General features: G+C 65.6%; 26 protein-coding genes. 15 read left to right on the top strand and 11 right to left on the bottom strand.

Annotated features, from left to right (window positions below):
* The first annotated feature begins 18 nt into the window (after positions 1-18).
* The 9 genes from ctaD to AC0QC4_RS03220 all read left to right on the top strand — a co-directional run bounded on the left by ctaD (position 19) and on the right by AC0QC4_RS03220 (position 7,759).
* Complete coding sequence (gene ctaD, locus AC0QC4_RS03260; RefSeq protein ID WP_483658281.1) at positions 19-1,692, top strand: cytochrome c oxidase subunit I; 1,674 nt, start codon at positions 19-21, stop codon at positions 1,690-1,692.
* A 62-nt stretch (positions 1,693-1,754) separates the two neighbouring features.
* Positions 1,755-2,669, top strand: coding sequence for a heme o synthase (locus AC0QC4_RS03255; protein WP_483658280.1), 915 nt, complete (start codon positions 1,755-1,757; stop codon positions 2,667-2,669).
* On the top strand, positions 2,666-2,809 hold the full coding sequence (locus AC0QC4_RS03250; protein WP_483658279.1) for a hypothetical protein: 144 nt from the start codon (positions 2,666-2,668) through the stop codon (positions 2,807-2,809). The genes AC0QC4_RS03255 and AC0QC4_RS03250 overlap by 4 nt, the downstream gene beginning before the upstream one ends.
* Positions 2,806-3,372, top strand: coding sequence for a cytochrome c oxidase assembly protein (locus tag AC0QC4_RS03245; protein WP_483658278.1), 567 nt, complete (start codon positions 2,806-2,808; stop codon positions 3,370-3,372). Before AC0QC4_RS03250 ends, AC0QC4_RS03245 begins: the two co-directional genes overlap by 4 nt.
* A 59-nt stretch (positions 3,373-3,431) precedes the next feature.
* The gene (locus AC0QC4_RS03240; RefSeq protein ID WP_483658277.1) at positions 3,432-4,301 is read left to right on the top strand and encodes a cytochrome c oxidase subunit 3; all 870 of its coding nucleotides are present in this window, start codon (positions 3,432-3,434) and stop codon (positions 4,299-4,301) included.
* An 8-nt stretch (positions 4,302-4,309) separates the two neighbouring features.
* Positions 4,310-4,717, top strand: coding sequence for a DUF983 domain-containing protein (locus AC0QC4_RS03235; RefSeq protein WP_483658276.1), 408 nt, complete (start codon positions 4,310-4,312; stop codon positions 4,715-4,717).
* Positions 4,714-5,379 (top strand): SURF1 family protein, encoded by a 666-nt coding sequence (locus AC0QC4_RS03230; RefSeq protein ID WP_483658275.1) that lies wholly within the window; start codon positions 4,714-4,716, stop codon positions 5,377-5,379. Before AC0QC4_RS03235 ends, AC0QC4_RS03230 begins: the two co-directional genes overlap by 4 nt.
* A 109-nt stretch (positions 5,380-5,488) precedes the next feature.
* On the top strand, positions 5,489-6,883 hold the full coding sequence (gene thrC, locus AC0QC4_RS03225) for a threonine synthase (protein WP_483658274.1): 1,395 nt from the start codon (positions 5,489-5,491) through the stop codon (positions 6,881-6,883).
* Positions 6,884-6,886: 3 nt separating this feature from the next.
* On the top strand, positions 6,887-7,759 hold the full coding sequence (locus AC0QC4_RS03220) for a class I SAM-dependent methyltransferase (RefSeq protein WP_483658273.1): 873 nt from the start codon (positions 6,887-6,889) through the stop codon (positions 7,757-7,759).
* An 81-nt stretch (positions 7,760-7,840) separates the two neighbouring features.
* Here the strand turns inward: AC0QC4_RS03220 and AC0QC4_RS03215 are convergent, their stop codons facing one another.
* The 3 genes from AC0QC4_RS03215 to AC0QC4_RS03205 are packed head-to-tail and all read right to left on the bottom strand — an operon-like array spanning position 7,841 to position 9,476.
* The gene (locus tag AC0QC4_RS03215) at positions 7,841-8,491 is read right to left on the bottom strand and encodes a heme exporter protein CcmB (RefSeq protein WP_483658272.1); all 651 of its coding nucleotides are present in this window, start codon (positions 8,489-8,491) and stop codon (positions 7,841-7,843) included.
* Positions 8,488-9,078, bottom strand: a complete 591-nt coding sequence (ccmA, locus tag AC0QC4_RS03210; RefSeq protein WP_483658271.1) for a heme ABC exporter ATP-binding protein CcmA — start codon at positions 9,076-9,078, stop codon at positions 8,488-8,490. The genes AC0QC4_RS03215 and ccmA overlap by 4 nt, the downstream gene beginning before the upstream one ends.
* Complete coding sequence (locus AC0QC4_RS03205; protein ID WP_483658270.1) at positions 9,075-9,476, bottom strand: metallopeptidase family protein; 402 nt, start codon at positions 9,474-9,476, stop codon at positions 9,075-9,077. The genes ccmA and AC0QC4_RS03205 overlap by 4 nt, the downstream gene beginning before the upstream one ends.
* Positions 9,477-9,625: 149 nt before the next feature.
* Here AC0QC4_RS03205 and AC0QC4_RS03200 point away from each other — a divergent pair, with 149 nt between their 5' ends.
* Positions 9,626-9,913: a 4a-hydroxytetrahydrobiopterin dehydratase gene (locus AC0QC4_RS03200; protein ID WP_483658269.1), complete on the top strand. Its 288-nt coding sequence runs from the start codon at positions 9,626-9,628 to the stop codon at positions 9,911-9,913.
* 37 nt (positions 9,914-9,950) lie between these two features.
* Here AC0QC4_RS03200 and AC0QC4_RS03195 read toward each other — a convergent pair whose 3' ends face one another.
* The 7 genes from AC0QC4_RS03195 to AC0QC4_RS03165 form a co-directional block, all read right to left on the bottom strand.
* The gene (locus AC0QC4_RS03195; RefSeq protein ID WP_483658268.1) at positions 9,951-10,763 is read right to left on the bottom strand and encodes an SDR family oxidoreductase; all 813 of its coding nucleotides are present in this window, start codon (positions 10,761-10,763) and stop codon (positions 9,951-9,953) included.
* A 44-nt stretch (positions 10,764-10,807) separates the two neighbouring features.
* On the bottom strand, positions 10,808-12,820 hold the full coding sequence (locus AC0QC4_RS03190) for a 3-hydroxyacyl-CoA dehydrogenase NAD-binding domain-containing protein (RefSeq protein WP_483658267.1): 2,013 nt from the start codon (positions 12,818-12,820) through the stop codon (positions 10,808-10,810).
* A gap of 133 nt (positions 12,821-12,953) precedes the next feature.
* The gene (locus AC0QC4_RS03185; protein WP_483658266.1) at positions 12,954-14,156 is read right to left on the bottom strand and encodes a serine hydrolase domain-containing protein; all 1,203 of its coding nucleotides are present in this window, start codon (positions 14,154-14,156) and stop codon (positions 12,954-12,956) included.
* 1 nt (position 14,157) lies between these two features.
* Positions 14,158-14,961 (bottom strand): SDR family NAD(P)-dependent oxidoreductase, encoded by an 804-nt coding sequence (locus AC0QC4_RS03180; RefSeq protein ID WP_483658265.1) that lies wholly within the window; start codon positions 14,959-14,961, stop codon positions 14,158-14,160.
* 127 nt (positions 14,962-15,088) lie between these two features.
* The gene (locus AC0QC4_RS03175) at positions 15,089-16,165 is read right to left on the bottom strand and encodes a phosphotransferase family protein (RefSeq protein WP_483658264.1); all 1,077 of its coding nucleotides are present in this window, start codon (positions 16,163-16,165) and stop codon (positions 15,089-15,091) included.
* Positions 16,162-17,253, bottom strand: a complete 1,092-nt coding sequence (locus tag AC0QC4_RS03170) for a Zn-dependent alcohol dehydrogenase (protein WP_483658263.1) — start codon at positions 17,251-17,253, stop codon at positions 16,162-16,164. The genes AC0QC4_RS03175 and AC0QC4_RS03170 overlap by 4 nt, the downstream gene beginning before the upstream one ends.
* Before the next feature lie 112 nt (positions 17,254-17,365).
* Complete coding sequence (locus AC0QC4_RS03165; protein ID WP_483658262.1) at positions 17,366-18,670, bottom strand: acyl-CoA dehydrogenase family protein; 1,305 nt, start codon at positions 18,668-18,670, stop codon at positions 17,366-17,368.
* A gap of 173 nt (positions 18,671-18,843) precedes the next feature.
* Between AC0QC4_RS03165 and AC0QC4_RS03160 the strand changes: the two genes are divergently transcribed.
* The 3 genes from AC0QC4_RS03160 (at position 18,844) to AC0QC4_RS03150 (ending at position 21,431) form a co-directional block, all read left to right on the top strand.
* Complete coding sequence (locus AC0QC4_RS03160; protein WP_483658261.1) at positions 18,844-19,284, top strand: PaaI family thioesterase; 441 nt, start codon at positions 18,844-18,846, stop codon at positions 19,282-19,284.
* Between the two features lie 121 nt (positions 19,285-19,405).
* Complete coding sequence (locus AC0QC4_RS03155; protein WP_483658260.1) at positions 19,406-20,563, top strand: glycoside hydrolase family 68 protein; 1,158 nt, start codon at positions 19,406-19,408, stop codon at positions 20,561-20,563.
* Between the two features lie 4 nt (positions 20,564-20,567).
* Positions 20,568-21,431, top strand: a complete 864-nt coding sequence (locus AC0QC4_RS03150) for an ROK family protein (protein ID WP_483658259.1) — start codon at positions 20,568-20,570, stop codon at positions 21,429-21,431.
* 48 nt (positions 21,432-21,479) lie between these two features.
* On the opposite strand, the gene AC0QC4_RS03145 is transcribed toward AC0QC4_RS03150, so the two are convergent.
* Positions 21,480-22,484 (bottom strand): LacI family DNA-binding transcriptional regulator, encoded by a 1,005-nt coding sequence (locus tag AC0QC4_RS03145; protein ID WP_483658258.1) that lies wholly within the window; start codon positions 22,482-22,484, stop codon positions 21,480-21,482.
* Positions 22,485-22,746: 262 nt separating this feature from the next.
* Here AC0QC4_RS03145 and AC0QC4_RS03140 point away from each other — a divergent pair, with 262 nt between their 5' ends.
* Both AC0QC4_RS03140 and AC0QC4_RS03135 read left to right on the top strand, forming a co-directional pair.
* Positions 22,747-25,224 (top strand): TonB-dependent receptor, encoded by a 2,478-nt coding sequence (locus tag AC0QC4_RS03140; RefSeq protein WP_483658257.1) that lies wholly within the window; start codon positions 22,747-22,749, stop codon positions 25,222-25,224.
* 114 nt (positions 25,225-25,338) lie between these two features.
* Entirely contained in the window at positions 25,339-26,766 is a 1,428-nt protein-coding gene (locus tag AC0QC4_RS03135) for an MFS transporter (RefSeq protein ID WP_483658256.1), read from the top strand.
* Positions 26,767-26,773 lie beyond the last annotated feature (7 nt).

The raw sequence follows: 26,773 nt of genomic DNA, 5'->3' as shown, positions 1-26,773 counted from the left end.
AACGAGGATACGGACACGATGACCAGCATCGCCGCCAACCCCGCCGACCTGCAAGGCCATGAGCATGCACATGACCATCATGACGAAACCCCTGGCTTCTTCCGCCGCTGGTTCATGTCGACCAACCACAAGGACATCGGCACCCTCTATCTGATCTTCGCGATCGTAGCCGGTATCGTCGGCGGCATTCTGTCGGGCATGATGCGTCTTGAACTGGCCGAGCACGGCATTCAGTATCTGCCCGGCTGGGCGGGCATGCTCGGCGGTGACGCCACCGATACTGCGGGCAAGCATTTCTGGAACGTGATGATCACCGCCCACGGCCTGATCATGGTGTTCTTCATGGTGATGCCGGCGATGATCGGCGGTTTCGGCAACTGGTTCGTGCCGCTGATGATCGGCGCGCCGGACATGGCCTTCCCGCGCATGAACAATGTCAGCTTCTGGCTGACCTTCGTCGCTTTCCTCATGCTAGTCGGCTCGATGTTCGTGCCCGGCGGTGCCGGCGGCCTCGGTGCCGGCACCGGCTGGACGGTCTATGCGCCGCTGTCGACCTCCGGCTCGACCGGCCCTGCGGTGGACATGGCGATCTTCTCGCTCCACCTCGCCGGTGCAGCATCGATTCTCGGCGCGGTCAACTTCATCACCACCATCTTCAACATGCGCGCGCCGGGCATGACCCTGCACAAGATGCCGCTGTTCGTCTGGTCGGTGCTTGTCACCGCCTTCCTGCTGCTCCTGGCCCTGCCGGTGCTGGCTGCCGCCATCACCATGCTGCTGGCCGATCGTAACTTCGGCGCGGCCTTCTTCGATCCCTCCGGCGGGGGCGATCCGGTGCTCTACCAGCATTTGTTCTGGTTCTTCGGCCACCCCGAAGTGTATATCATGATCCTGCCGGGCTTCGGCATCGTCAGCCAAGTGGTGGCGACCTTCAGCCGCAAGCCGGTGTTCGGCTATCTCGGCATGGCCTATGCCATGGTCGCGATCGGCGTGGTCGGCTTCGTCGTGTGGGCGCACCACATGTTCACCGTCGGCATGAGCGTCGACCTGAAAATGTACTTCACCGCCGCCACGATGGTGATCGCGGTGCCGACCGGCATCAAGATCTTCAGCTGGCTTGCCACCATGTGGGGCGGCTCGCTGAGCTTCAAGACGCCGATGATGTGGTCGCTGGGCTTCATCTTCATGTTCACCGTCGGTGGCGTGACCGGCGTGGTGCTGGCCAACGGCGGCGTCGACCAGAATCTGCACGACACCTATTATGTCGTTGCCCACTTCCACTATGTGCTGTCGCTGGGTGCGGTGTTCGCGCTGTTCGCGGGCTTCTACTACTGGCTGCCCAAGATGTCGGGCCGCATGTACAACGAGTTCCTCGGCCAGCTGCACTTCTGGGTGTTCTTCATCGGCGTCAATGTCATGTTCTTCCCCCAGCACTTCCTGGGCCAGCAGGGCATGCCGCGCCGCTATCCGGACTATGCGGTCGCCTATGAATATTGGCACCAGATCTCGTCCATCGGCTATGTCATCATGGCCGCCGGCATGCTGATCTTCTTCGTCAACCTAGCCTACACGCTGCTGGCGGGCAAGAAGGCCGCCGACAATCCGTGGGGTGAGGGCGCGACGACCCTCGAATGGACGCTGTCCAGCCCGCCGCCCTTCCACCAGTTCAACGATCTGCCGAAGATCGCCTGAGCCTTGATGGACCGGTCGCCGCGCTTGAGGGGGGCGGCGACCGGACCAGATCGACAATCATCATGACCCCGTCCACCACCACCCGCGAACCGCTGCTGATGCCTGCCGACTGGCGGGACTTCCTTGCGCTGACCAAGCCGCGGGTGATGAGCCTTGCCATCTTCACCGCGCTTGCCGGGATGCTGGCCGCGCCGGTCGCCATCCACCCGGTGCTGGGCTTTGCCGCCATCCTCGCGATCGCGCTCGGCGCTGGCGCCTGCGGGGCACTCAACCAATGGTATGAGGTCGATGTCGATGCCGCGATGCGGCGGACATCGGCGCGCCCGCTTCCTGCCGGGCGGATGGAGCCTGTCTCCGCCCTGCACTTCGGCGTGGGGCTGGGCGTGTTTTCGGTGTTGCTGCTCGGGGTTGCCACCAACTGGCTGGCCGCCGCGATTCTTGCGACGTCGATCCTCTACTATCTGCTGATCTACACCGTCTGGCTGAAGCCGCGCACGCCGCAGAACATCGTCATCGGTGGCGCCGCCGGTGCGTTCCCGCCGCTGATCGGCTGGGCAGCGGCGACGGGCGGGCTCGACCCGCTGCCGTGGCTGCTGTTCGCGATCATCTTCCTGTGGACGCCGCCGCACTTCTGGGCGCTGTCGCTGTTCGTGCGCATCGATTATGCCAATGCCGGTATCCCGATGCTGCCAGTAGTCGCTGGAGAGCGCGCCACCCGCACGCAGATTTTCCTCTACACGCTGCCGATGGCCGCCGCGGCCATCGCGCCATGGCCTCTGGGCTACACCGGCGCAATCTACGGCTATGCCGCCGTGACGCTGACTGCTGCCTTTCTGGTCATGGCAGCCCGGGTGGGTTTCCGCACCACCGTCGATGCTGACAAGATGAAGCCCGAAAAGCAGTTGTTCGCCTTTTCGATCCTCTATCTGTTCATCCTGTTCGCGGCGGTGGTCGCCGACCGGTGGATCCCGGCATGAGCGATCTGCCCCCCGATTTCGATATCGAGGAATATCGCCGTCGCCAGCGCAATCGCTCGCGGGTGATGGGCCTCGGCCTGCTTGCGCTGGCCGCGCTGTTCTTTTTCATCACCATCGCCAAGATCGGACTCGCTTCATGATCGCGATTGCCCGCCGCCTCGATCCGCGCCTGCGCACCGCCGGTCTCGCCGCGCTGCTCGCTGCCGCCATGGTCGGCCTCGGCTTCGCGTCGGTGCCGCTCTATGACCTGTTCTGCCGCGTGACCGGCTTCGGCGGCACCACCATGCGGGTCAGCGAAGCGCAGGCGGCGCAGGTGCAGGCCAGCAGCCGGCTGATCTCGGTACGGTTCGATTCGAACGTATCGAAGGATCTGCCCTGGACCTTCCACCCGGAGCGCCCGCGCGAGACGCTGAGCATCGGGGCGCGGGACATGATGATCTTCGTGGCCAAGAATGAGTCGAACCGGCCGATTACCGGCACCGCGACCTTCAACGTTACGCCCAGCCAGGCCGGGCCCTACTTCAGCAAGATCCAGTGCTTCTGCTTCACCGAGCAGCGGCTCGAGCCGGGTCAGCAGGTGCGCATGCCGGTGGTCTATTATGTCGATCCGCGCATTCTCGACGATCCAGATGCGCGCGATATCGAGGAAATCACCCTGTCTTACACTTTCTTCCCGGTGGACGAGAGCGCGGCAGGAAGTTAAGGCCAACCATCAATCGACGCCCGCGCGCGGGCGAGGACAAGCATAGGGGAATGCCCGTCATGAGCGGTGCCAAGAATCATGATTATCATCTTGTAGACCAGAGCGTCTGGCCGGTGGTCGGCTCCTTTGCCGCCATGATCATGTTTTTCGGCCTGGTGTCCTGGTGGCACCCGGAAGTGTTCGGCCCCATCGGCAAGTTCGTGTTCGGCTTCGGTGTCGCCGGTGTGATCGCCACCTTCTATTTCTGGTGGGCCGATGTGGTGCGTGAAGCCCATGCGGGGGACCATACGCCGGTGGTGCAGCTGCATCTGCGCTACGGCATGCTGCTGTTCATCGCCTCCGAAGTGATGTTCTTCGTCGGCTGGTTCTGGGCCTGGTTCGATTTCTCGCTTTTCCCGCGTCCGCTCGAAGTGGTCGACGGCGTCACCACCAATTTCCTCGGCCAGGAAGGCGCCATCGCGCTTCTGCAGTGGCCGCCCAAGGGCATCGAGGTGGTCAATGCCTTCGATCTGCCGCTGCTCAACACGCTGATCCTGCTGTGCTCGGGCACCACCGTTACCTGGGCGCACCATGCGCTGCTCAAGGGCGACCGCGACGGCCTGATCAAGGGCCTGTGGGTCACCATCCTGCTCGGCCTGCTGTTCTCGTCGATCCAGGCTTATGAGTATGCGGTCGCACCCTTTCCGTTCGGCGGGCTCAACTATGGCTCGGCCTTCTTCATGGCGACCGGCTTCCACGGTTTCCACGTCATCATCGGCACGATCTTCCTGATCGTCTGCCTGGTGCGGGCGTACAAGGGCCACTTCACCCCGCAGCAGCATTTCGGGTTCGAAGCGGCTGCCTGGTACTGGCACTTCGTCGACGTGGTCTGGCTGTTCCTGTTCATCGTCGTCTATGTCTGGGGTGGCTGGGGCGCGCCGGTGCATTGACCGATCGCATGACCGGCCCCACGCCAGCGTCACCGAAGGGGCGGCCCGCAATCCTGCAGGCCGCCCTTTTCGGTCTCTGCCCCGAATGCGGGGCACCGACGCTGTATGACGGGTTGCTGCGCTTCGCCGGTCACTGCCGCATCTGCGGCCTCGATTTCGGACGATTCAATGTCGGCGATGGGCCTGCCGCCCTGTTGGTGATGGCGGTTGGCGCGCTGATCGTGCCCGCCGCGCTGGCTGTGCATTTCGGGATACACCCGCCACTCGTCGTGCATCTGCTGTTGTGGCCGCTGCTCGCAACAGCGCTGACGGTGGGGGGATTGCGCCTCGCCAAGGCGGGCCTGCTCGCCGCCGAGCACCAGCGTGAGGGCCGCGAAGGGCGGCTCGATGGTTCGACCGAAGGGCGCGAGGCATGAGCGACACCGGGCCTCAGCGCCGCATACCCGTCTTCGCCACGCTGTTCGTTCTGGCCGCGGTCGCGACGATGATCGGCCTTGGCATCTGGCAGCTGCAACGGGCCGATGAGAAGGCCGCGCTCCTCGCCCTCTACCAGCGCAATGCCGCGCTCGATGCCCCCGTGGCGCTGCCGCGCGGCGGGCCCATTCCGCCCGAGCGCCTGTTCCGCCGGTCGTCGGGCGTGTGTCTCGAAGTGACCGGCTGGCGCCAGATCGGCGGGCGCGCGACCGATGGCACCACCGGCTACCGCCAGCTTGCCGATTGCCGTACTGGCGCTGAAGGGCCGGGTTTCGTCGTCGATCTCGGCCTGTCCGAGGACGCGCAATATCGGCCGCAATGGACCGGCGGCGAGGTCGAGGGGCTGATCGTCGAGGAACCGGTCGAAGGCGGGCTGTGGGCAGCGCTGACCGGTACCCGCCCGGTGCCGCGCCCGATGCTGGTCGTCTCCGCCCCTCCCGCCGGCCTGCTCGCCTCCACCCCGCCAGACCCCAGCGGGGTCGCCAACAACCACCTCGCCTATGCGGTGCAATGGTTCCTGTTCGCCTTGGCTGCGGTGGCCATCTATGGGCTTGCTTTGCGACAGCGGTGGAAAAAGGCATCGGCAGCAACGCCCCTGGCGTAAGCGATCCGCAGCCCCGGGCCTGCCGAAGGGCGCGTGACGGCAAGGCGCCCTCCGACAGGCGCAGGGCCACGGTTTTCTTTTCGGCATTTCGGCTCTAACGCGATGCTCCATGCTCTACCAATCGACCCGAGGCGCCGCGACGCCGCTCGACTTCCGCGCTGTCACGCTGGCCGGCCTCGCGCCCGATGGCGGGCTGTATCTGCCGCAGCAGTGGCCACAGTTCAGCGCTGAAGAGATCGCTGCGCTGGCCGCGTGCGATTATGCCGAAACCGCAGCCCGGGTGCTCGCCCCCTTTGTTGGCGATGCCATTGGCGCGGACGATCTGCGCACGCTGACCCGGGCCGCGTACGGCCGGTTCAGCCATGATGCGGTGACACCGCTGGTGCAGGTCGATGGGCGCCATTGGCTGCTCGAGCTGTTCCACGGCCCGACGCTGGCGTTCAAGGATGTCGCGCTGCAACTGCTCGGCTTATTGTTCGAAAAATTCCTGACCGGCACCGACACCAACCTGACCATCGTCGGCGCGACATCGGGCGATACCGGTTCGGCCGCCATCGATGCTGTGGCGGGGCGCGCGCAGGTGTCGATCGTCATGCTCCACCCGGAAGGCCGCGTCTCAGACGTGCAGCGGCGACAGATGACCACGGTGATCGCGGACAATGTCCACAATGTCGCGATCGATGGCAGCTTCGACGACGCGCAGGCGATGGTGAAGCGCATGTTCGCCGACGAATCGGTGACCTCGCGCCTTACCCTTTCGGCGGTCAACTCGATCAACTGGGCACGGCTCGCGGCGCAGGTGGTCTATTATTTCTACAGCGCCGTCCGGCTGGGCGCGCCGCATCGGCCAGTCGCCTACTCGGTGCCGACCGGCAATTTCGGCGATGTCTTTGCCGGCTATGTCGCGGCGAAAATGGGCCTGCCGATCGCCCGGCTGGTGGTGGCCACCAACGTCAACGACATTCTCCACCGCGCTCTTTCTGCCGGGGATTACAGCGCGGGCACAGTCACCCCAACCGCGACCCCCAGCATGGACATCCAGGTCAGCTCCAATTTCGAGCGGCTGCTGTTCGATCTCGGCGGACGCGATGGCGCGGCGATGACCGAACAGATGCGCGGCTTCGAAGCGACGCGGGCGATGCAGCTGACCAACAGCCAGCGCGAGGGCGCGGCGACGCTGTTCACCAGCGCCAGCATCGATGGCGATGCCATGGCCGGTGCGCTGCGCTGGGCGTGGGATCATGCGGGCCAGGTGATAGACCCGCACACCGCCGTCGGCCTTGCGGCCGCGCGTGCCGATGACCTCGATCCGGCAATCCCGATGGTGACGCTCGCCACCGCGCATCCTGCCAAGTTCCAGGACGCGGTCGAGCGCGCCACCGGGCGCCGTCCCTCGCTGCCACCGCGTGTCGGCAGCCTGTTCGACCGCGAGGAGCGCTTCACCAGCCTGCCGGGCGACTATGTCGCGGTGCGCGATTTCGTGCTGGCCCACGCGGCGGGATAGGCCGTGTCGCTGATCACCCTCACCGGCGAGCCCTGGCCCGATTTCGGGCTGATCGACAGCGGCAACGGCGGCAAGCTCGAACGCTATGGCCCCTATCGCTTCATCCGCCCGGAACCGCAGGCGATGTGGGCGCCGGCGCTGGAGACATGGGACGCCGATGGCGAGTTCGTGCCGGCCTCCGATGAGGAGGGCGGCGGTCGCTGGCAATTTGCCCGCCCCGTGCCGCGCGAAGGCTGGCCGCTAGCGTGGAACGACGTGCGCTTCACGGCGACTTGCACGCCCTTCCGCCATCTCGGTTTCTTCCCGGACATGGCCCCAGTGTGGGAATGGATGCGCGGCCGGGTGGCGGGTATGGCAGCGCCGCAATTCCTCAACCTGTTCGGCTACACCGGCGTCGGCAGTCTCGCCATGGCGGCCAGCGGCGCGCAGGTCGTGCATGTCGATGCGTCGAAAAAGTCCGTGGCGGCGGCGCGCGAAAATGCGGCGCTATCCGGCATGGCCGATGCCCCGGTACGCTGGATTGTCGATGACGCGCAGAAGTTCGTCGCGCGCGAGGTGCGGCGCGGGCGGCGATACGACGGGATATTGCTCGATCCCCCCAAGTTCGGCCGCGGACCCGAAGGGGAGGTGTGGCGGCTGGAGGAAGACCTGCCGGCGCTGATCGACGATTGCGCGAAGCTGCTCGACGCCGAGTCCAAATTCCTGTTCCTCACCGTCTATGCGGTGCGCATGTCGGCGCTGGCGCTGCAGGAACTGCTCAACCAGGCGCTCGGGCACCTCGGCGGCACCATCGAGGCGGGTGAACTGTCGATTCGTGAGGAATCGAGGGGGTTGCTTCTGCCCACGGCCATTTGGGCGCGTTGGAGCAGATCATGACGTCGCCCCGGACTTGATCCGGGGCAGCTATCGATAGTGCGCAACGCCTCCAGCGGCCCCGGATCAAGTCCGGGGCGACGGTTAATTCTCCCGCACCGCCCGTAGCGCCGCGCCTGCGGCAAACGGGGTTACCGCTACCAGCAGCAGCGAGGCCGCGCCCAAGAACAGCATCGCACCGCGCCCCTGATCGTCGAGCGCGCCCGCGCCGAAGATCAGTACCGGCACCGCCAGCGGCAGCATCATCAACCCGCCTAGCGCGTTGCTGCTGCGGGAGCCCAGCGTGATCGCGGCGACCATCACCGCAAGGCCGGCCAGCGCAGGCGCACCCATGGCGAGGCCGGTCACCAGCCGCAGCCAGGCCTCGGTGCTAAGGCCGAGCAGTGCCGCGCCCGGCACGGTTGCGGCGAGCAGCGGCAGGCCGAAACCGATAGCGTGCGACACCAGCCGCGCCGCCGCCACGCTTTCATCGGCGATGCCGCGCACTGCCAGCTGATCTAGCACGCCATTGTCGCGGTCGGCCGCGAACAGGCGCTCGACCGGCAACAATGCGGCGAGCAGTGCCGCCACCCACAATATCCCGCCACCAGTGCGCGCCAGCAGCTCGGCCTGCGGGCCAACCGCGAACGGATAGAGCGTTGCCACCAGCAAAAAGAAGGCGACCGGCAGCCACCAGCTGCCGCTGCGCCATTCGCGCGCCAGATCGCGGGCGATGAGGGACGCGAGCGCGGTCATGGCGCCAGGGCCGCCAGATCGAGCGCGGCCGCATCGCCAAGCAGCAGCGGCTGGTGCGATGCCAACACGATCGCCCCGCCGGCCGCGCGATGCGCCGCCATCAACCCTTCCAGCAGCACCACGCCGTCGCGGTCGAGGCCATTGGCCGGCTCGTCGAGCAGCCACAACGGCGCATTGGCGGCCAGCACCCGCGCGAGGCTCGCGCGTTTCCTCTGTCCCGTCGAGAGGATGCGCAACGGCACCGGTGCGAGATGGGCGATACCCAGCCGGTCGAGCGCGGTCAGCACCGAGGCGCGATTGCCGCCGTCGAGCCGCGCCCAGAACAGCAGCGCTTCGGCCAGCGGCAGCATCCGGTCGAGCGCATGCGTTTCGTCGATCAGTGCGGTCTGCGCCGTGCGCTCGACCGTGCCTGCCGCGGCCGGTAGCAGTCCGGCGAGAATGCGCAGCAGGCTCGACTTGCCGATACCGTTCGCGCCCGTCACATGGACCGCTTCGCCGGCCGCCAGCCGGCCGCTGGCGCCGCGCCACAGGATGCGGTCGCCGCGGCGGCAGGCGAGGGCGTCGAAGGCCAGCAGCGAGGCGCTCAAATCGCGCCATCCTCGATGGCGTGCATATCCTCGTCGGACAGGCCGAAATGATGGCCCACCTCGTGGATCAGCACATGCCGCACCAGATGCTCCAGTTCCTCGCCGCTCTCGACCCATTCGAGCAGGATCGGCACGCGATAGAGGTGGATCATGTCAGGCAGATCGCCGCTCATGGCGTTGCCCTTCTCGCCCAGCGGGCGGCCCGAATACAGGCCAGTCAGTTCGAGCGGGTTGTCGATGCCGAGCGCGTCGAGCACATCGTCGCTGGCGAATTCCTCGACGCGGAAGAGCACGGCGCCGAGGTGGGCGCGAAACTGCTCGGGCAGGGTATCCCATGCGGCGCGGGCGATGGCATCGATGGCGTCGGCGGTCGGGGCGTGGATCGGGCGAGAGGTCACCCCATCTCCATATCCGCTCACCCTGAGCTTGTCGAAGCTTCTCCCTTTCGTCATTGCGAGCGCAGTGAAGCAATCTAGGGTCCTGACCCTAGTGCGGCGCTGCGCAATTCTGGATTGCTTCGCTGCGCTCGTAATGACGGAGATGGTGGATGGTCGAAAAACTTAGTGATGCAGCCCGCGCCGCTTTGCTCGCCGCCCATCCTGATTGGGCTCTCGAGCCCGGACGCGACGCCATCATCCGCACCTTCAAGTTCAGCGATTTCAGCGAGGCCTTCGCCTTCATGACCCGGGTCGCGCTGCTCGCCGAGGTGCAGGATCATCATCCCGAATGGTCGAACGTCTACAATCGCGTCACCATCGCGCTGACCACCCATGATGCCGATGGCCTGTCCGAGCGCGATGCCCGCATGGCGGCGAGCATCGACGCGCTGCTCTAGGGTCGGGAGCTCAGGCTGCAGTCGTTGCGGGGAGCCCCTATTTGCTGCCCAGCAGGCTGGCATTTCCCGCCGACTGCTTCAGCCGCTTGCGCAGCCGTCCCGGCATCCAGCGCATGGCGAAGGACAATTGCCGCGCAGTCTTGCCGACCGGGATATGCACCTTTTCGCCGTGAATGGCGTCCCACACTGCTTGCGCAACCTGCTCGACCGGGGTGAACTCAAGGCCGGCGGCGACCACCCGGTCACGGCTGGTTTCGTTGGTTCCCGGTACCGCCCGGTTGAGCAGCGGCGTATCGATGAAGCCCGGCATGACGCTTCGCACCACTATGCCGTCGGCGGCAAATTCGATCTCGAGCGCCTCGGTCAGGGCGCGCACGGCGAACTTGGTTGCCGAATAGACGGCGAGGCCCGGCGATCCGTAGAAGCCGGAGGCGGAGCCGGTATTGACTATGGCGCTGCCCGGGGTCGCCAGCAGATAGGGCCGCGCAGCGTAGATGCCGTTGACGACGCCGCGGAAGTTGATGTCGATCACCCGGTCTGCCTCGTCAGGCTCGAGCGCATCCCATTTGCCGCCCGAGCCGATGCCGGCGTTGTTGAACAGGCAATCGAGCCTGCCACCACTGATCTTGGCAAAATCGGCGAGCGCCGCATCCCACTGATGGCGCTCGCGCACGTCGAGACGGTGGAGCGAGGCAAGGCCGGTGGGCAGCAGGGCTGCGGTTTCCCGCATCCCTGCCTCGTTGATGTCGGCGATGCCGACCAGCCAGCCCTTGCCGGCGAACAGCTGGGCGGTGGCGCGGCCGATGCCCGATCCGCCGCCGGTGATGAAGATCGCCTTGCGCTCGCTCATCGCGTGCCTTGCCCCCCCTTGGCCCGTCGCCGCCTGCGGGCGGGTCAGGCCTTGGCCTTCAGGCTGTCGGCTACCGCCACGCCGTGACGCTCGAGCGCCTCCACGATCTTGCCGGCACCTTCGAGATCGCCCCAGAACATCGGGCCGCCGCGATACACGGGCCAGCCGTAGCCGTAGATCCACACCACATCGATGTCCGACGCGCGCTGGGCCTTGCCTTCCTCGAGGATCTTGTAGCCTTCGTTGACCATCGGGTAGAGCGTGCGCTCGACGATCTCCTGCGTGCTGATCTCGCGCTTGGGCAGGTTCGACTTGGAACGGAAATCCTCGATGATCGCCAGTGCCTCCGGGCTCACTGTGCGGTTGCGCTTCTCGTCATAGTCATAAAAGCCCTTGCCGGTCTTCTGGCCCCAGCGCCCGGCCGCGCACAGCGCGTCGCGCACCGTCTCGATGCGGCTGGGGTCGCGATGCCAGCCGATGTCGAGCCCGGCAAGATCGCCCATCTGGAACGGCCCCATCGGCATGCCGAAATCGAGGTGGACCTGATCGATCTGGTCGGGCGTCGCGCCTTCCATCAGCATCTGGTTGGCCGCGGCCTGCCGCTGCGCCAGCATGCGGTTGCCGATGAAGCCGTGGCAGACGCCGGCGACCACCGCGACCTTGCCGATGGTCTTGCCGATGGCCATCGCCGTTGCCAGCACATCGGGGGCGGTGGCGTCGCCGCGCACCACTTCGAGCAGCTTCATGACGTTGGCGGGCGAGAAGAAGTGCATGCCCACCACATCCTGCGGCCGAGCCGTCGCGGAGGCGATTTCGTTGACGTCGAGATAGCTGGTGTTGCTGGCGAGGATGGCGCCCGGCTTGGCGATGGCATCGAGCTTGCCGAACAGCTCCTTCTTGACGTCCATATTCTCATAGACCGCCTCGATGATGAGGTCGGCCCCGGCCAGATCGGCGAGGTCGAGCGACGGGGTAAGCAGGCCCATCATCTGTTCGACCTGCTCGGCGGTGAAGCGGCCCTTTGCGGCGCTGGCCTCGTAATTCTTGCGGATCACGCCGACGCCGCGATCGAGATTCGCCTGCTCCATCTCGACGATGGTCACCGGAATGCCTTTGGCCAGGAAATTCATGGTGATGCCGCCGCCCATCGTGCCGGCGCCGATCACGCCCACGGTCTTGATCGGGCGCAAGGCGATGTCCTTCGGCAGGCCATCGATCTTGGCGGCCTGGCGTTCGGCAAAGAAGATGTGACGCTGTGCAGCCGATTGGCTGCCGAACATCAGCTTGGTGAATTCCTGCCGCTCGAAGGCAAGGCCTTCGTCGAACGGGAGCCGCGTCGCGGCCTCGACGCAGGCGAGATTGGCATAGGGCGCCTCGAAGCCCTTCCACTTCCTGGCATTGGCTGCCTTCAGCGTCTCGATGATCGCGACATCGCCGAATACAGGGCGCTCGCGGCTGGGGCGCGGGCCCTTGGCGATGGCGTCGCGGGCAAAGGCAATGGCATCTGCAGCGAGGCTGTCCTCGCCCGCCAGAGCATCGACCAGACCGGCGTCAGCGGCCTTCTTGGCCGACAGCGGATCGCCCGACGAGACCATCTGCGCCGCCATTTCGACGCCGACGATACGGGGCAGCCGCTGCGTGCCGCCGGCGCCCGGCAACAGGCCCAGCTTGACTTCGGGGACGCCGAGCTTGGCCGAGGGTACGGCCACGCGATAATGGCAGACCAGCGTGGTTTCGAGCCCGCCGCCGAGCGCGGTGCCATGGATGGCCGCGACCACGGGCTTGGGGCTTGCCTCGATGCTATTGAGCACGCTGTTGAAGTCCGGCCCCTGCGGTGCCTTGCCGAATTCGGTGATGTCGGCGCCCGCGATGAAGGTCGCCCCGTCGCAGCGCAGCACGATGGCCTTGACGCTGTCGTCGGCGATGGCTTCGGCGAACTTGTCGGCGAGGCCCTGCCGCACATGCCAGCTCAGCGCGTTGACCGGCGGGTTGTTGACGACGACGACGGCAATCTCGCCATCGCGCTCCATGGTTACGGAAACGGGGGTGTCGGTCATCGGGGTCTCCTTGCGCTTTTACGTTTCGTCATCCCCGCGAAGTCGGGGATCCATCATCTGACGGTGCCTTATCGAGCGGTATCAGCCGGATTCCCGCCTTCGCAGGAATGACGATGGTGGGATTCGACTTTGCTCACGCGGCCAGCGCCGAATAGATCAACGTCCGCAGTTCGCGGCGGATCGGATAGGTGCTCGACGGGCTGAGCTGGGTCATGAATACCACGGTCAGATCTTCTTCCGGGTCGATGAGGAAGGCGGTCGAGAACATGCCGCCCCAGTAGAATTCGCCCACCGAACCGGCCAGCATCGTCGCGGCCGGGTCGATGTTGCAGGCAAAGCCGAGGCCGAAGCCGATGCCGGCCATCTCCGCCTCGCTGAACAGGCTCTTGCTGTGCATCGTCAGGTCACCGCCGCCGGGCAGGTGGTTGGCGGTCATCAGGTCCAGCGTCTTGCGGCCGATGATGGTCGCGCCATCCAGCGTGCCACCGTTGAGCAGCATCCGGCAGAAGCGGTGATAATCGGCCAGGGTCGAGGCGAGCCCGCCGCCGCCCGACTGGAAGACATGCTTGCCCACCCAGCCGCTGTCGGTGCCGCCCTTGTCGATCAACCGCATCTTGTCGGCCGGATCGAAGGTGAAGCAATCGGGCATGCGCCCGGCCTTGTCGGCCGGAACGTCGAAATGCGTATCGACCATGCCGAGGGGCGCGAAGATATGCTCGGCAAAATAGTCGCCCAGCGATTGCCCGGACACGCGGGCCACCAGCACGCCCAGCACGTCCGTGGCCACCGAATAGTTCCAGCGCGTGCCGGGGTCGAAATCCAGCGGCAGCTTGGCCAGCTCGGCCAGGAATGCTGCATCATCCACCTTGCGCCAGTTTTCGAGGCCCGACTTGCGGTAACCGGCATCGACCGGGGTGCGTTCCTGAAAGCTGTAGGTGAAGCCGGCGGTGTGGCGCAGCAGGTCGATCACCCGCATCATCGTGGTCGGCGGACGGGTGACGAACGGGATGTCGCCGCCGCCTGCCACGAACACCTGCAGGTCCTTGAGCTCCGGCAGATATTTGGCGACCGGATCGCTGATCGCGATGCGTCCCTGCTCGACGAGCTGCATGGCGGCGATCGATGTCACCGGCTTGGTCATGCTGGCGATGCGGAAAATGGCATCCTCGCCGATCCGGGAGGTCCACAGATGCGCCACCTCGTCGCCACGGCCGACCAGCAGCGCAGCGCAGGGCAGGCGACCGCTGTCGATGTATTTCGACTGGAGAAAGGCGTTCATCCGCTCCAGCCGGTCGGGCAGGAAGCCGAGCTCGCGTGCGTTGCCTACGGTCAGCATGTCAGTGCGACGTCTGGCCGAGGAGCTGACGGGTGACGGGGTGCGAGCTGGTCAGCCCGCCATCCACCGCGATCGCCTGCCCGTTGACATAGCTGGCGAGGTCAGAGGCGAGGAACAGCGCGACATTGGCCAGTTCCTCGGGCTGTCCTGCCCGCTTGAGCGGATTGAGCTGTCCTACCTTGTGCATCACATCTTTTGCCCTTGCGTAATCGAAGGTGGGTTTGGTCATGCCGGTTTCGGTGAGGCCCGGGCAGATCGCATTGACCCTGACGCCGCTGGTGGTCAGCTGCTGTGCCGAGGTCTTGGCGAGATTGATGACGCCTGCCTTGGATGCCGAATAGGTCACCGGCCCCGCGCCCGAATTGAGGCCCGCGACGCTGGCGGTGAGGATGATCGCGCCGCCGCGCCCCTGATCGACCATCGCCTTGCCGGCATGTTTCACCATCAGCGCCGGGCCGATCAGATTGACACGGAATGTCTCGGCCATCGCGGCCGGGTCGATATCGAAGATGCCGCCCATGTCGCCGATGATGCCGGCGTTGGCAAAGGCGACATCGAGCCCGCCGAACGCAGTCAGCGCCTCGCCCACCAGGCCCTGCACATGCCCTTCGTCGCCCGCGTCCATCGTCCGCGCGCGCACCTCTCCGCCCGCTTCCCTGACGAGGCGTTCGGTTTCGAAAATCGCGTCGCTCTTGTCGCCGATGACGACCCTGGCACCCTCGGCAGCAAAGCGCAGCGCGCTTGCCCGCCCGATGCCGGACGCCGCCCCGGTGATGATCGCCACTTTGCCTTCGAGCAATGCCATATTTTCTCCCTCTCCCCTTCAGGGGAGAGGGCCGGGGAGAGGGGCAGTCTCTCGCGCCGGCCCAATGTTTGGTATCAAGGACTGCCCCTCTCCCAACCCTCTCCCCTGTAGGGGGAGAGGGCTAAACTCACTCCGCGCCCGCCTTGACCGCGAAGGCCCACGCCCGCTCGGCCAGCGGATTGACCCGTTCGGACATCTGCTTGGCATGCGCGGACGAGGCGGTGCCGTCGATAACCCGCTTCTTGATGCCCTGCATGATCCCTGCGAGGCGGAAGAAATTATAGGCGAAATACCAGTTCATGTCCGGCACGCTGTCGCGCCCGGTTGCCGCGCAATAGCGCTCGACCGCCTCCTCCAGCTCGGGGATGCCGAGCGCCATGCGGTCGAGATCCATCACGCCCGAGCGGCCACCGTTTTCGGTCACCCAGGCCATCGCGACATAGGTAAAATCGGCGAGCGGATCGCCCAGGGTCGACAGTTCCCAATCGAGCACTGCCAGCACCCTGGGCTCGCTGGCATGGAAGATCATGTTGTCGATGCGATAATCGCCATGCACCACGCTGGTGCGGGTCTGCTCGGGCAGCGTTGCCGGCAGCCATTCGATCAGCCGTTCCATCTCCGGCATGGTTTCGGTTTCGGACAGGCGATATTGCTTGGTCCAGCGATCGACCTGCCGCCCGAAATAATTGCCCGGTTTGCCGAAGTCCGACAGACCGGCGGCCGCGACATCGACGCTGTGCAGCGCCGCCAGCGTGTCGATCATCGCGTTGTAGTGCGCGCGGCGGCTCTCAGGGGTGGCACCGGGCATCGACCCGTCCCAGATCGTCCGACCTTCGACCATGCCCATGATGTAGAACCAGCTGCCGATGACGCTGTCGTCGGTGCACAGGCCGTACGGCCGCGCCACAGGAAAGCCGGTCGGGTGCAGCCCGGCGATCACCTTATATTCGCGGTCGACCGCGTGCGCCGATGGCAGCAACGGGCCGAACGGCTTCCTGCGCAGCACATAGCTGCCGGAAGGGGAATCGATGCGATAGGTCGGGTTGGACTGGCCACCGGCGAACTTGCCCTGCCGCAGCGGCCCGGCGAAGCCTGCGACATTGGCTTCCATCCACGCGGTCAGCTTGGCCTCGTCGAGCAGGTCGGCGCCTTCGGGCACCACCGTGCCCTTGAACGCTTCCTCGGCGTTGATCGCCCCGCTCATTGGTCGAACACGATCACGCTGCGCGCGCTGTCGCCCTTCTTCATTGTCTCGAAGCCTTCGTTGATCCGCTCGAGCGGAATGCGTTCGGCAATGATCGAATCGAGATCGAGCAGGCCGCGCATGTAGAAATCGACGAGGCGCGGGATATCGACCGGGAAGCGGTTGCCGCCCATGATCGCGCCCTGCAGCTTCTTGCCCGACAGCAGGTCCATCGCGGAGAGGCCCACTTTTTCCGCCAAGGGCATCATGCCGAGGATGGTTGCCGTGCCGCCGCGCCGCAGCGATCCCACCGCCAGCGCTGCCGATGCCGGACGACCGACCGCCTCGATGGCATGATCGACGCCGCCCCTGGTCATCTCGACGATCTGCTTGGCGGCATCGTCGGCCAGCGCGTCGATGGCATCGGTCGCGCCGAGCTTCATTGCCAGCTCGCGCTTTTCGGGGATCGGGTCGGCAGCGATGATGCGCCCGGCCCCGGCGATCTTCGCGGCATTGATGGTGGCAAGACCCACGCCGCCGCAACCGACCACCGCCACCGTCTCGCCTGGCGTCACCTTGCAGGCGTTGAAAATGGTGCCAGCACCGGTGGTCACCGCGCAGCCGATCACCGCCGCGCGATCGAGCGGCATCTCGGGATTGACGGCAACACAGGCGTGCTCGTGGATCAGCATCAGCTCGCTGAACGCCGACAAGTTGAGCATCTGGTTGACCACGCTGCCATCGGGCCGGGTGATGCGCGGGGGCGAGCCCGGCGCGCGGCGGGTGTCGCCGCCCATGCACAGGCTCATCCGCCCAGTGACGCAATATTCGCAATGGCCGCAGAAGGCGGACAGGCAGGAGATCACCGCATCGCCCACCTTCACCGTGCGCACCTCGCTGCCCACCGCCTCGACGATACCTGCCGCCTCATGCCCGGGAATGGCGGGCAGGGGGTGCGGGTAGGCGCCTTCGATGAAATGCAGGTCGCTGTGGCACAGGCCGCAGGCGACGGTGCGGATGAGCACTTCGTGCGGGCCGGGCTTGTCGACGACGACATCTTCGACGGAAAGCGGCTGGCCGGGGGCGGTGAGGATGGCGGCTTTGGTCATCAACGCTGATCCTTAATATCCGTAGCCCTGAACCTGTCGCAGGGCCTCTGTCGTTATGGCGAAGCGCCCTTCGACAGGCTCGGGGCTACGGTCTTCCTTCTAGCGGCTGAAATTACCGAGCCACCCCGAGATCGCCCGACGAAAAGCCTTCCTTCGCGGCATTCATCGCGTCGCGCCCACCATATTTGCCGAACTCGTTGCGGGCGATGGCGCGGGCGTGGACTTCGTCCGGGCCATCGGCCAGCCGCAGCGTGCGCTGATGCGCATACATGTTCGCAAGGCCGAAATCGTCGGAAACGCCGCCGCCGCCGTGCGCCTGGATGGCGTCGTCGATGATCTGCAGCGCCATGTTCGGCGCCTGCACCTTGATCATGGCGATTTCGTTGGCGGCGGTCTTGTTTCCGGCCTTGTCCATCATGTCCGCAGCCTTCAGGCACAGCAGCCGCGTCATCTCGATATCGATGCGCGCCCGGGCGATGCGCTGTTCCCAGACGCTGTGCTCGGCCAGCGCCTTGCCGAAAGCGACACGCGTCAGCAGGCGGCGGGTCATCCGCTCCAGCGCCTCTTCGGCGACGCCGATCGTGCGCATGCAGTGGTGGATGCGGCCCGGCCCGAGGCGCCCTTGCGCGATCTCGAAGCCGCGGCCTTCGCCGAGCAGCATCGCTTCGGTGGCGTTGACGCGCACATCCTTGAGCTCGACTTCCATGTGGCCATGCGGGGCATCGTCATAGCCGAACACCGGCAGGTGGCGCAGGATGGTGATGCCCGGCGTGTTCATCGGCACCACCAGCATCGATTGCTGGGCGTGGCGCTTGGCTCCGAAATCGGTCTTGCCCATGACGATGGCGACTTCGCAGCGCGGATCGCCGACGCCGCTCGACCACCATTTGCGGCCGTTGATCACATAATCGTCGCCATCGCGCTCGATGCGGGTCTCGATATTGGTGGCGTCGGACGAGGCGACAGCCGGCTCGGTCATCAAGAAGGCGGAACGGATTTCACCGTTCATCAGCGGCTTAAGCCAGCGCTCCTTCTGCTCGCGTGTGCCATAGCGATGGAACACTTCCATATTTCCGGTATCCGGTGCGGAGCAGTTCATCGTTTCAGACGAAAAGCCGACACGGCCCATTTCTTCGGCGCACAGCGCATATTCGAGGTTGGTGAGGCCGGGGCCTTCGAACTCGAAGCTTTCATCGACATGATGGTGGGTCGGCTGGCGCGGCGGCATGAACAGGTTCCAGATGCCGTCTGCCTTGGCCTTGGCCTTCAGTTCCTCGACCACCGGGATCACTTTCCAGCGTTCGCCCTCGCGATCCTGGGCCTTGTAAGTGGGTACTGCCGGTCGGACATGGTCCGCGATGAAGTTGCGTACGCGGCCCTGCCAATATTTCTGCCGATCGCTCAGGTCGAATTCCATCTCTCGCTCCCACTTGCCCTGCCCGGCCAGATTGCCCGGCGTTGTTGCTTTACGTGTCCGTCAACCTTGGACCGGCGGCGCGGCCTTGCCAAGCCCCGCCGAACGAAAAATCGGTATGCCGTGGGGCGGGCGGGGTGCTTGCACAGAATTGCTCAAGCTTTCATCATGGTATGATGACCGACACCGCACTGCCACCCGTTGCTCCGGGCGACCTTTCCGCAACGCTCGGACTCGTCCGGGTCATCGACATGCTGCCCGAAGGGCGCGCCCGAATCGAATATTGCGCCGGCAGTCACATGTGCCATTCCGGCGGCGTGGTGCAGGGCGGCTTTGTCACCGGCTGGATCGATGCGGCGATGGCCCACGCCGCCATCGCGATGGCCGGGCCGGACGTGGTGCCGATGTCGCTGGAACTCAAGGTCAGCTTTTTCGCGCCAGCGCGCCCGGGCTCGGTCATTGCCGAGGCCTGGGTCGAAAAGCGCGGACGCTCGACCTGCTTCTTCGAAGGGCGCTTGCTCGATGCCGATGGCAAGGTGCTGGCTAAGGCCAGTTCCACGCTGATGCTGGCCGATCGCGCCAGAGTGGAGTCGGCGGCGCGCGCCGCAACCGCCTAGCCACCAGCGAAACAATGCGGATCGCTCTATCGGCTTGCGGCTTATGCAATCGATTGTTGTTGTCTGGTCTTTCCCTCGCTATGGAGCGTGCAGCGCGCTCGGGGCGCAGTGGGAGAGCGAAGTGGGGGCGGAAGTCGATACGACCGGTTCACGCTGGACAGCGATGGCAGTGGCGGGATTGGCGCAGGACGCGACAACCACCATTCCGCTGATCGACGCGGCGTCGCTGGCCGCAGCGCGGGCACGGGGCATCGCCGGGCTTGACCTGTGGGACATGTGGCCGTTGCAGCTGGCCGATGGCACGACGGCCCGCTTCGATGGCGCGACGCTGTGGATGATCCTGTCCGCGCCGCGCCTCCCCGATTCGGACCAGCGGCACGGCATCGCCCGCGTCCGCCTGGTACTGGAACAGCCCGACGGGACGCTGGTCGATTGCGGCCATGCCTTGCCGGACGATCTGTGCCCGGGCAGCCGCGAATGGGCGGGATCCGCGCTGTATGATCCGGCGAGCGGGCGCGTCACCCTCTTTTTCACCGCCGCGGGTCATCGTGGCGAGCCGGCACCCACTTTTGCCCAGCGCCTGTTCGAGACCAGCGGCCGGCTGGTGGGGGCAGGGGAGACGCTGCGGATCGCCGACTGGTCCGATCCGGTCGAGTCGCTGACTGCCGATGGGCAGCGCTACATGGTTGTCGATCAGGTCAGCGGTGTGCCCGGCTTCATCAAGGGGTTCCGCGACCCGGCCTATTTTCGCGACCCCGCCGACGGCAGCGCATATCTGCTGTTCACCGCGTCGATCCCCGATGCCGCCAGCGACTGGAACGGGGCGATTGGCGTTGCGCGCCACCAGGGCGGCCTGTGGGTCGCGCTCGACCCGCTGCTCGATGTGACCGGCCTCAACAATGAGCTGGAGCGGCCGCACATCATCGCCCGCGACGGGCGCTATTATCTGTTTTTCTCCACCCAGCGGCGGGTGTTTGCCCCCGGTGGCCCGGCGGGCCCCAATGGACTTTACGGGATGGTTGCCGATCGGATGACGGGGCCGTGGCGTCCGCTTAACGGCCATGGCCTGGTCGCCGGCAACCCGCCCGATGCGCCTTACCAGACCTATAGCTGGTGGGTGACCGGTGAGCTGGACGTCGCCGGATTTCTGGAAATGCCCGGTCTGCGCACGGATCCGGCGGACCAGTCGCCGGAGGTGCGCCGCGCGCATTTCGGTGGCGTGCCCGCCCCGCGGTTCAGCATAGCACTGGACGGCGACAGGGCCTGGGTGGCAGGCTGAACGCATGACCGGGGGGCGTTACGGACTGATCGAGGCAGGCGGCACCAAGTTCGTGCTCGCCCTGTGGCAGGATGGTGCCATCGTCGCGCGCCACCGGCTGCCCACAACCACGCCGCAACTGGTTCTCAGCGCCGCAGTAGACTGGTTCGCCAGCCATGGCGGGTCGTTTGACGGTATCGGCATAGCGAGCTTCGGCCCGCTCGATCTCGACCGGCACTCGCCGACATGGGGCCATGTCACCGCGACACCCAAACCGCACTGGAGCGGTGCCGATCTGGTCGGGCCATTTGCTGCCGCGTTCGGTTGCCCGGTGGCCATCGATACCGACGTCAACGGTGCGGCGCTGGCCGAGCACCGCTGGGGCGCGGGGCAGGGGCTGCGTTCGTTGCTGTATCTCACGGTGGGAACCGGAATCGGGGGCGGCGCGGTCATCGACGGGCGGATACTGCATGGCGCCTCGCACCCGGAAATGGGCCATATGCGCTTGCCACGACACCCGGCAGACCGCGTCTTCGACGGCAGTTGCCCCTATCATGGTGCCTGCCTGGAAGGGCTGGCCAGCGGACCCGCAATCATTGCGCGCTGGGGTGCATCGCTGTCCGATCTGCCGGAAGCCCATGGCGCGCGCGACGTGATCGCCTGGTATCTGGCCCAGGCGGTGACCGCTTTCCTCGCCATCCTCTCACCCCAGCGGGTGGTGATCGGCGGCGGCGTGATGGCGACACCGGGGCTGCATGCGGCCGTCGACGCGCAGGCGCGGATGCTCGCGGCAGGCTATTTTCCGCTGCCAGAGGGGCCACTGGTTACACCGCCCGGTCTGGGGGACGATGCAGGACTGATGGGGGCTCTGGCGCTGATCGACGGGTGATCGCTGGCAGCAATATCGATAGGCCGCAGTGTCAGTTTGCGACCTAGGTCAACTCGACATCCGCACCACAAGCTCGGGCTGCAGAACCACCGATTCGGCGTCTTCACCGGCGATCCGGCGCAGCAGCAGATCGACCAGATGGGCCGCGCCGGCGGTGAGATCCTGACTGACCGTCGTCAGGCGCGGTACCGTCTGCTCGCCCAGCGCCAGACCGTCGTAACCGACGACACGCACGTCGCCGGGCACTGACAGGCCCTGCTCGGCGAGCACGCGCAGCGCGCTCATGGCGATGACGTCAGACGCGGCGACGATGCCGTGCGGGCGCTCTCCGCCGGTGGCGAAATAGCTGGCGATGTCGGGATGGGCGGCTTCGGCGATAAGGTGCGCTGGCAATACGCTCAACTGATCGGCGAGCCCGGCCTCGGCCATGGCGGCGCGGCAGCCATCGAGGCGCTGGCCGATTTCGAGCGCGCGCGGATCGCCGAAAAAGGCGATGCGCTTGCACCCGCGCTCGATGAGATGGCGCGCGGCAAGGCCACCGCCCGCGAAATTGTCCGAGCCGACCGAGCAATGGCGCTGCCCGGGATAGTGGCCACCCCAGACGATGAGCGGGCGATAGCGCTCTGCAACCGCATCGAGCGTGGCGGCCTGATCCGACTGGCCGATGACCAGGACGCCGTCGACCCGACCCGAATCGACGAAATCCTCGAGCCAGCTGTCGTTGGCGGGAATGACACGCGACAGCAGCAGATCATAGCCGCGCTCGGTCAGCGAATCGGCGAGCAGGCCGAGCATGGTGATGAAGAAGGGATCGGAAATATGCTGGCCGGTTTCGTGCCCCAGCGGGATCAATACGCCGATCGCGCCGGTCTTGCGGGTGCGCAGGTTGCGCGCCAGGATATTGGGCTTGAACCCGTATTCGGCGGCGATCGCCTGAATGCGCTCACGGGTCGATGCACTGATCAATGTCGATCCGGCCAGTGCGCGCGAAACGGTGCCTGTCGACACACCGGCCATGTCGGCCAGTTCCTTGATGTTTCTGATACGCGTCATGGTATTGACGGTGCCGCCTCTGGTCCTGTTTGGCTGGCCAGGCCTTTGTTCCCCTCGCTTCTATCTGCACATTGGTAAAGACATTGGCAACCACGGCCGCGTGTGGCGCGGAAGTCACAGCTGCCGGTTATTCGTGAAATCGATTGCACGAAAGCCTCGGCGTCGCAATGACTCGCTATTGCAATCGATTGCGAAGGATGGCAGGAGGCACTCTGCAGGAGGGCCCAAGCCTCTCCGCACGGATTTCGCAGGGGAGAGTATCATGGCATTGCATGTCCGCCGTTTCGGCGCATCCACGACTGTTCTGGCAATTGCGCTGCTGGCCTGTGCCATGCCGGCGGCAGCACAGGACGCGGCACCCGCCGACGATGAGGCCAGCGAATCGGCGCCGGACATCGTCGTCACCGCCCAACCTCGCGGTCGCAACCGCCTCGAAACCTCGGTTTCGGTGAGCTCGCTGTCGGCCGACCAGATTCTCGAAGCCGCTCCGCGCTCGGCCGCAGAGATCCTGCGTGCGCTCCCGGGTATCCGTTCCGAGTCCTCTGGCGGCGAAGGCAACGCCAACATCGCGGTGCGCGGCCTGCCGGTTGCGTCGGGCGGCGCCAAGTTCCTGCAGCTCCAGGAAGACGGTCTTCCGATCCTCGAATTCGGCGACATCACCTTCGCCAACGCCGACATTTTCCTGCGCTCGGACTTCAATGTCGCGCGGGTGGAAACGGTGCGCGGTGGTTCGGCCTCGACCTTCGCTTCCAATTCGCCGGGCGGCGTGGTCAACTTCATCTCCAAGACCGGTGCAGTCGAAGGCGGTGCCATCCAGGTCTCGGCCGGGCTCGACTATGACGAGTATCGCGTCGATTTCGACTATGGCACCCGCCTGTCGGACAATCTGCTGGTCCATATCGGCGGTTTCTATCGCCAGGGCGAAGGCCCGCGCGACATCGGCTACGATGGCCTGCAGGGCGGCCAGGTCCGGGTCAACATCACCCGCGAGTTCGAAGGCGGCTACATCCGCCTCTACGGCAAGTATCTGAACGACAATGCCGTCGGCTATCTGCCCAACCCCGTACTGGTCACCGGTTCGGCCTCGAACCCCGACTACAGCAATGTGCCCGGCTTCGACATCAACGAAGACAGCCTCCATTCGCGCTATTTCGTCACCGCCACCACCCTCGACGGCGAGAATAATGTCGGTCGCTACGATGTGCGCGATGGCATGCATCCGGTGGTCAAGTCGGTCGGCTTCGAAGCCCAGTTCGACATTCTGGATGGCTGGCAGCTGACCAACCGCTTCCGCTATTCGGACATCTCCGGCGGCTTTACCTCGCCCTTCCCCGGTTCGGTGGGCACAGCCTCGTCGGTCGCAACCGGCATCGGCGGTGCCGGCGCGACCGCGGTGTTCGCCAACGGCCCCAATGCGGGTCAGGTACTGGCTGCCAACGCGCTGGTCGCGCAGGTGGTGCTGTTCAACACGCGGCTCAACAGCCTCGACAATGTCACCAACGACATCCGCCTCAACCGCAGCTTCGACATTGGCAGCGGCACGGCCGACTTCTCGATCGGCTTCTACAAGTCGCGCCAGGAAATCGACACGAGCTGGCTGTGGACGGCGCACCTGCTGGAGGTGCGCGGGGGCGGCGATGCCGCGCTGGTCAATGTCCGCAATGCCGCCGGCGTAACCGTCACCGACGGCGGCACGGTCGGCTATGGCGCGACCTTCTTCGGCAACTGCTGCCGCCGCGTCTATGACCTCGCCTATGATACCAACGCGCCCTTCGCCTCGCTCAGCTTCGATTTCGACAAGCTGACCATCGATGGCAGCATCCGCTTCGATTTCGGCTCGGCCGAAGGCGCGGTGTTCGGGTCCGATCTCGGTGGCGGTCGCGTGGGCCTGACCTCGCGCGACATCGACGGCAATGGCACCATCTCCGTGCCCGAAAGCCAGACCAGCGTCGTGCCGCTCGGTCAGCCTGGCCTCGTCAACTATGACTATGACTATGTCAGCTACTCGCTGGGCGTGAACTATCGCCTGGCCGACGATCTCTCGATATTCGGGCGCTACAGCCGCGGTGGCCGCGCCAATGCCGACCGTATCCTGTTCAACGGCAACAATGTCCGCAATTCGGACGGCGCGCTGCTCAACAATGCGGTGGCGGTCGACTTCGTCGATCAGGCCGAAGTCGGCCTGAAATATCAGTCGAGCGGCATTCAGCTCTATGCCACCGGCTTTTACGCGACGACCGAGGAAGAGAATTTCGAAGCAACGACGCAGCGCCTCTTCAGCCGCGGCTATGAGGCTTATGGCATCGAGCTCGAAGGTGTCTATCGCGTCGGCGGTTTCTCGATCAGCGGCGGTGCAACCTGGACCCATGCCGAGATCACCGACGACAACATCTCGCCGGCCAATGTCGGCAACCGTCCGCGTCGCCAGGCCGAGTTCATCTATCAGCTCGCCCCGCGCTACGAGACCGACCAGTTCACCATCGGCGCGCAGCTGATCGGCACCACCGACAGCTATGCACAGGACAATAACGATCTGGTCCTGCCCGGTTTTGCGCAGGTCAATGCCTTCGTCGCCTTCCGTCCGCTTGAAAGGGTCGAGCTCTCGCTCAATGCCAACAACCTGTTCAACACGGTCGGCATCACCGAGGCGGAGGAAGGGTCGATCCCCGGCAATGGCATCGTCCGTGCCCGCTCGATCAACGGGCGCACCGTGGCTGCGGCGGTGCGGTTCGAATTCTGACATCGCTTTCGGGGCGGCCGACAACCACCGGTCGCCCCTTTCGCTTGAAGGCCGGTCACCGGCGTGAAACAAGCAGGCCGACCGCCATGAGAGGCGGCGGCGGGAGAGGTGCATATGGCAGGGGCGATGGCGGTACCGGCGGGCTTTGGCACCGGCGCGGCGCGCAAGCCGCTGCTGAGCCTGTGGCGCATCATCCAGATGAACCTCGGCTTCCTCGGCCTCCAATTCAGTTTCGGCCTGCAACAGGCCAACATGTCCCCCATCTACCGTTATCTCGGCGCGGATTATGACAGTCTGCCGTTGCTGTGGCTGGCGGGTCCGATGACCGGGCTGCTCGTCCAGCCGATCATCGGCGCGCTGTCCGACCGGACGGTAACGCGTTGGGGCCGCCGCACGCCCTATTTCCTGATTGGCGCGATCTTCTGTTCGCTGGCACTGTTCTTCATGCCCTATTCGAGCGCGCTATGGATGGCGGCGTCCCTGCTGTGGGTGCTCGATGCGGCCAACAACATCACCATGGAGCCCTATCGCGCCTATGTGAAGGACCGGCTCGACGAGGACCAGCACCGGCTCGGCTTCCTCACCCAGTCGAGCTTCACCGGCCTTGCACAGATGCTGGCTTTCGCAGCGCCGTCGATCTTCGTGGGCTTCGGGATGGATCCCAACGCCGTCGATGCCAACGGCATCCCCGACACCGCGCGCCTGGCCTTCGCCATCGGCGCCATATTGTCGCTGTCGACCATCGTCTGGTCGGTCATGGCGGTGCCCGAACTGCCGCTGACCGAAGGCGAGGTGGCGCTGATGCGCAGCCAGCCGATGGGCGTGCGCACCATGCTGCGCGATATCCGCGACGCCATCGTCGACATGCCGCACACCATGCGCCAGCTTGCCTTCGTCAAGCTTTTCCAGTGGTTTGCGATGTTCTGCTACTGGCAATATGTCGCGCTGTCGTTCGCCAAATCGGCGTTCGGTACGGAAGACGGCGCGAGCGAAGCCTTCCGCACCGCACAGCTCGCCTATGGCGAGGCGGGTGCCTTCTACAATTTCATCGCCTTCGCCTCGGCGCTGGCGATGGTTCCACTGGTGCGGCGCGTCGGGGTCAAGGCCGTGCACGCAGCCGCCCTGGTCGCTTCCGGCCTTGCCATGCTCGCGATTCCCGGTGTCACCGCCAATGAGGGCGCCGTGATCTTCGGCTTTCAGATCAATGCGCCACTGGCGCTGCTGCTGCCGATGATCGGCATCGGGGTGGGCTGGGGCAGCATCATGGGCAACCCGTACATCATGCTGGCGGGAAGCATCCCGCCCGAGCGCACCGGCATCTACATGGGCATCTTCAACATGTTCATCGTCATCCCTATGCTGCTGCAGATTTTCACCTTCGCGGCGTTCGACATCTACGGCCTGCTGGGCGACGACCCCCGCCATGTGCTGTATCTCGCAGGTGTGTTGATGCTGTGCGGGGCAGTCGCGACACTGTTCGTGCGGCTCGATCCGCCGATACCCGCGCCGAGCGACATTGCCGGAGAGCGTGCGGCTGCCTAAGCGTCGG

The organism is Sphingomonas sp. jy18, from assembly GCF_056931895.1.
This window is presented reverse-complemented; position numbering and strand designations above follow the sequence as displayed.

Coding starts and splice junctions, on each gene's coding strand:
- ctaD (WP_483658281.1), top strand. CDS start 19: ATGACCAGCATCGCCGCCAACCCCGCCGACCTGCAAGGCCATGAGCAT.
- AC0QC4_RS03255 (WP_483658280.1), top strand. CDS start 1,755: ATGACCCCGTCCACCACCACCCGCGAACCGCTGCTGATGCCTGCCGAC.
- AC0QC4_RS03250 (WP_483658279.1), top strand. CDS start 2,666: ATGAGCGATCTGCCCCCCGATTTCGATATCGAGGAATATCGCCGTCGC.
- AC0QC4_RS03245 (WP_483658278.1), top strand. CDS start 2,806: ATGATCGCGATTGCCCGCCGCCTCGATCCGCGCCTGCGCACCGCCGGT.
- AC0QC4_RS03240 (WP_483658277.1), top strand. CDS start 3,432: ATGAGCGGTGCCAAGAATCATGATTATCATCTTGTAGACCAGAGCGTC.
- AC0QC4_RS03235 (WP_483658276.1), top strand. CDS start 4,310: ATGACCGGCCCCACGCCAGCGTCACCGAAGGGGCGGCCCGCAATCCTG.
- AC0QC4_RS03230 (WP_483658275.1), top strand. CDS start 4,714: ATGAGCGACACCGGGCCTCAGCGCCGCATACCCGTCTTCGCCACGCTG.
- thrC (WP_483658274.1), top strand. CDS start 5,489: ATGCTCTACCAATCGACCCGAGGCGCCGCGACGCCGCTCGACTTCCGC.
- AC0QC4_RS03215 (WP_483658272.1), bottom strand. CDS start 8,491: ATGACCGCGCTCGCGTCCCTCATCGCCCGCGATCTGGCGCGCGAATGG.
- AC0QC4_RS03200 (WP_483658269.1), top strand. CDS start 9,626: ATGGTCGAAAAACTTAGTGATGCAGCCCGCGCCGCTTTGCTCGCCGCC.
- AC0QC4_RS03195 (WP_483658268.1), bottom strand. CDS start 10,763: ATGAGCGAGCGCAAGGCGATCTTCATCACCGGCGGCGGATCGGGCATC.
- AC0QC4_RS03190 (WP_483658267.1), bottom strand. CDS start 12,820: ATGACCGACACCCCCGTTTCCGTAACCATGGAGCGCGATGGCGAGATT.
- AC0QC4_RS03185 (WP_483658266.1), bottom strand. CDS start 14,156: ATGCTGACCGTAGGCAACGCACGCGAGCTCGGCTTCCTGCCCGACCGG.
- AC0QC4_RS03180 (WP_483658265.1), bottom strand. CDS start 14,961: ATGGCATTGCTCGAAGGCAAAGTGGCGATCATCACCGGGGCGGCGTCC.
- AC0QC4_RS03175 (WP_483658264.1), bottom strand. CDS start 16,165: ATGAGCGGGGCGATCAACGCCGAGGAAGCGTTCAAGGGCACGGTGGTG.
- AC0QC4_RS03170 (WP_483658263.1), bottom strand. CDS start 17,253: ATGACCAAAGCCGCCATCCTCACCGCCCCCGGCCAGCCGCTTTCCGTC.
- AC0QC4_RS03165 (WP_483658262.1), bottom strand. CDS start 18,670: ATGGAATTCGACCTGAGCGATCGGCAGAAATATTGGCAGGGCCGCGTA.
- AC0QC4_RS03160 (WP_483658261.1), top strand. CDS start 18,844: ATGACCGACACCGCACTGCCACCCGTTGCTCCGGGCGACCTTTCCGCA.
- AC0QC4_RS03150 (WP_483658259.1), top strand. CDS start 20,568: ATGACCGGGGGGCGTTACGGACTGATCGAGGCAGGCGGCACCAAGTTC.
- AC0QC4_RS03145 (WP_483658258.1), bottom strand. CDS start 22,484: ATGACGCGTATCAGAAACATCAAGGAACTGGCCGACATGGCCGGTGTG.
- AC0QC4_RS03140 (WP_483658257.1), top strand. CDS start 22,747: ATGGCATTGCATGTCCGCCGTTTCGGCGCATCCACGACTGTTCTGGCA.
- AC0QC4_RS03135 (WP_483658256.1), top strand. CDS start 25,339: ATGGCAGGGGCGATGGCGGTACCGGCGGGCTTTGGCACCGGCGCGGCG.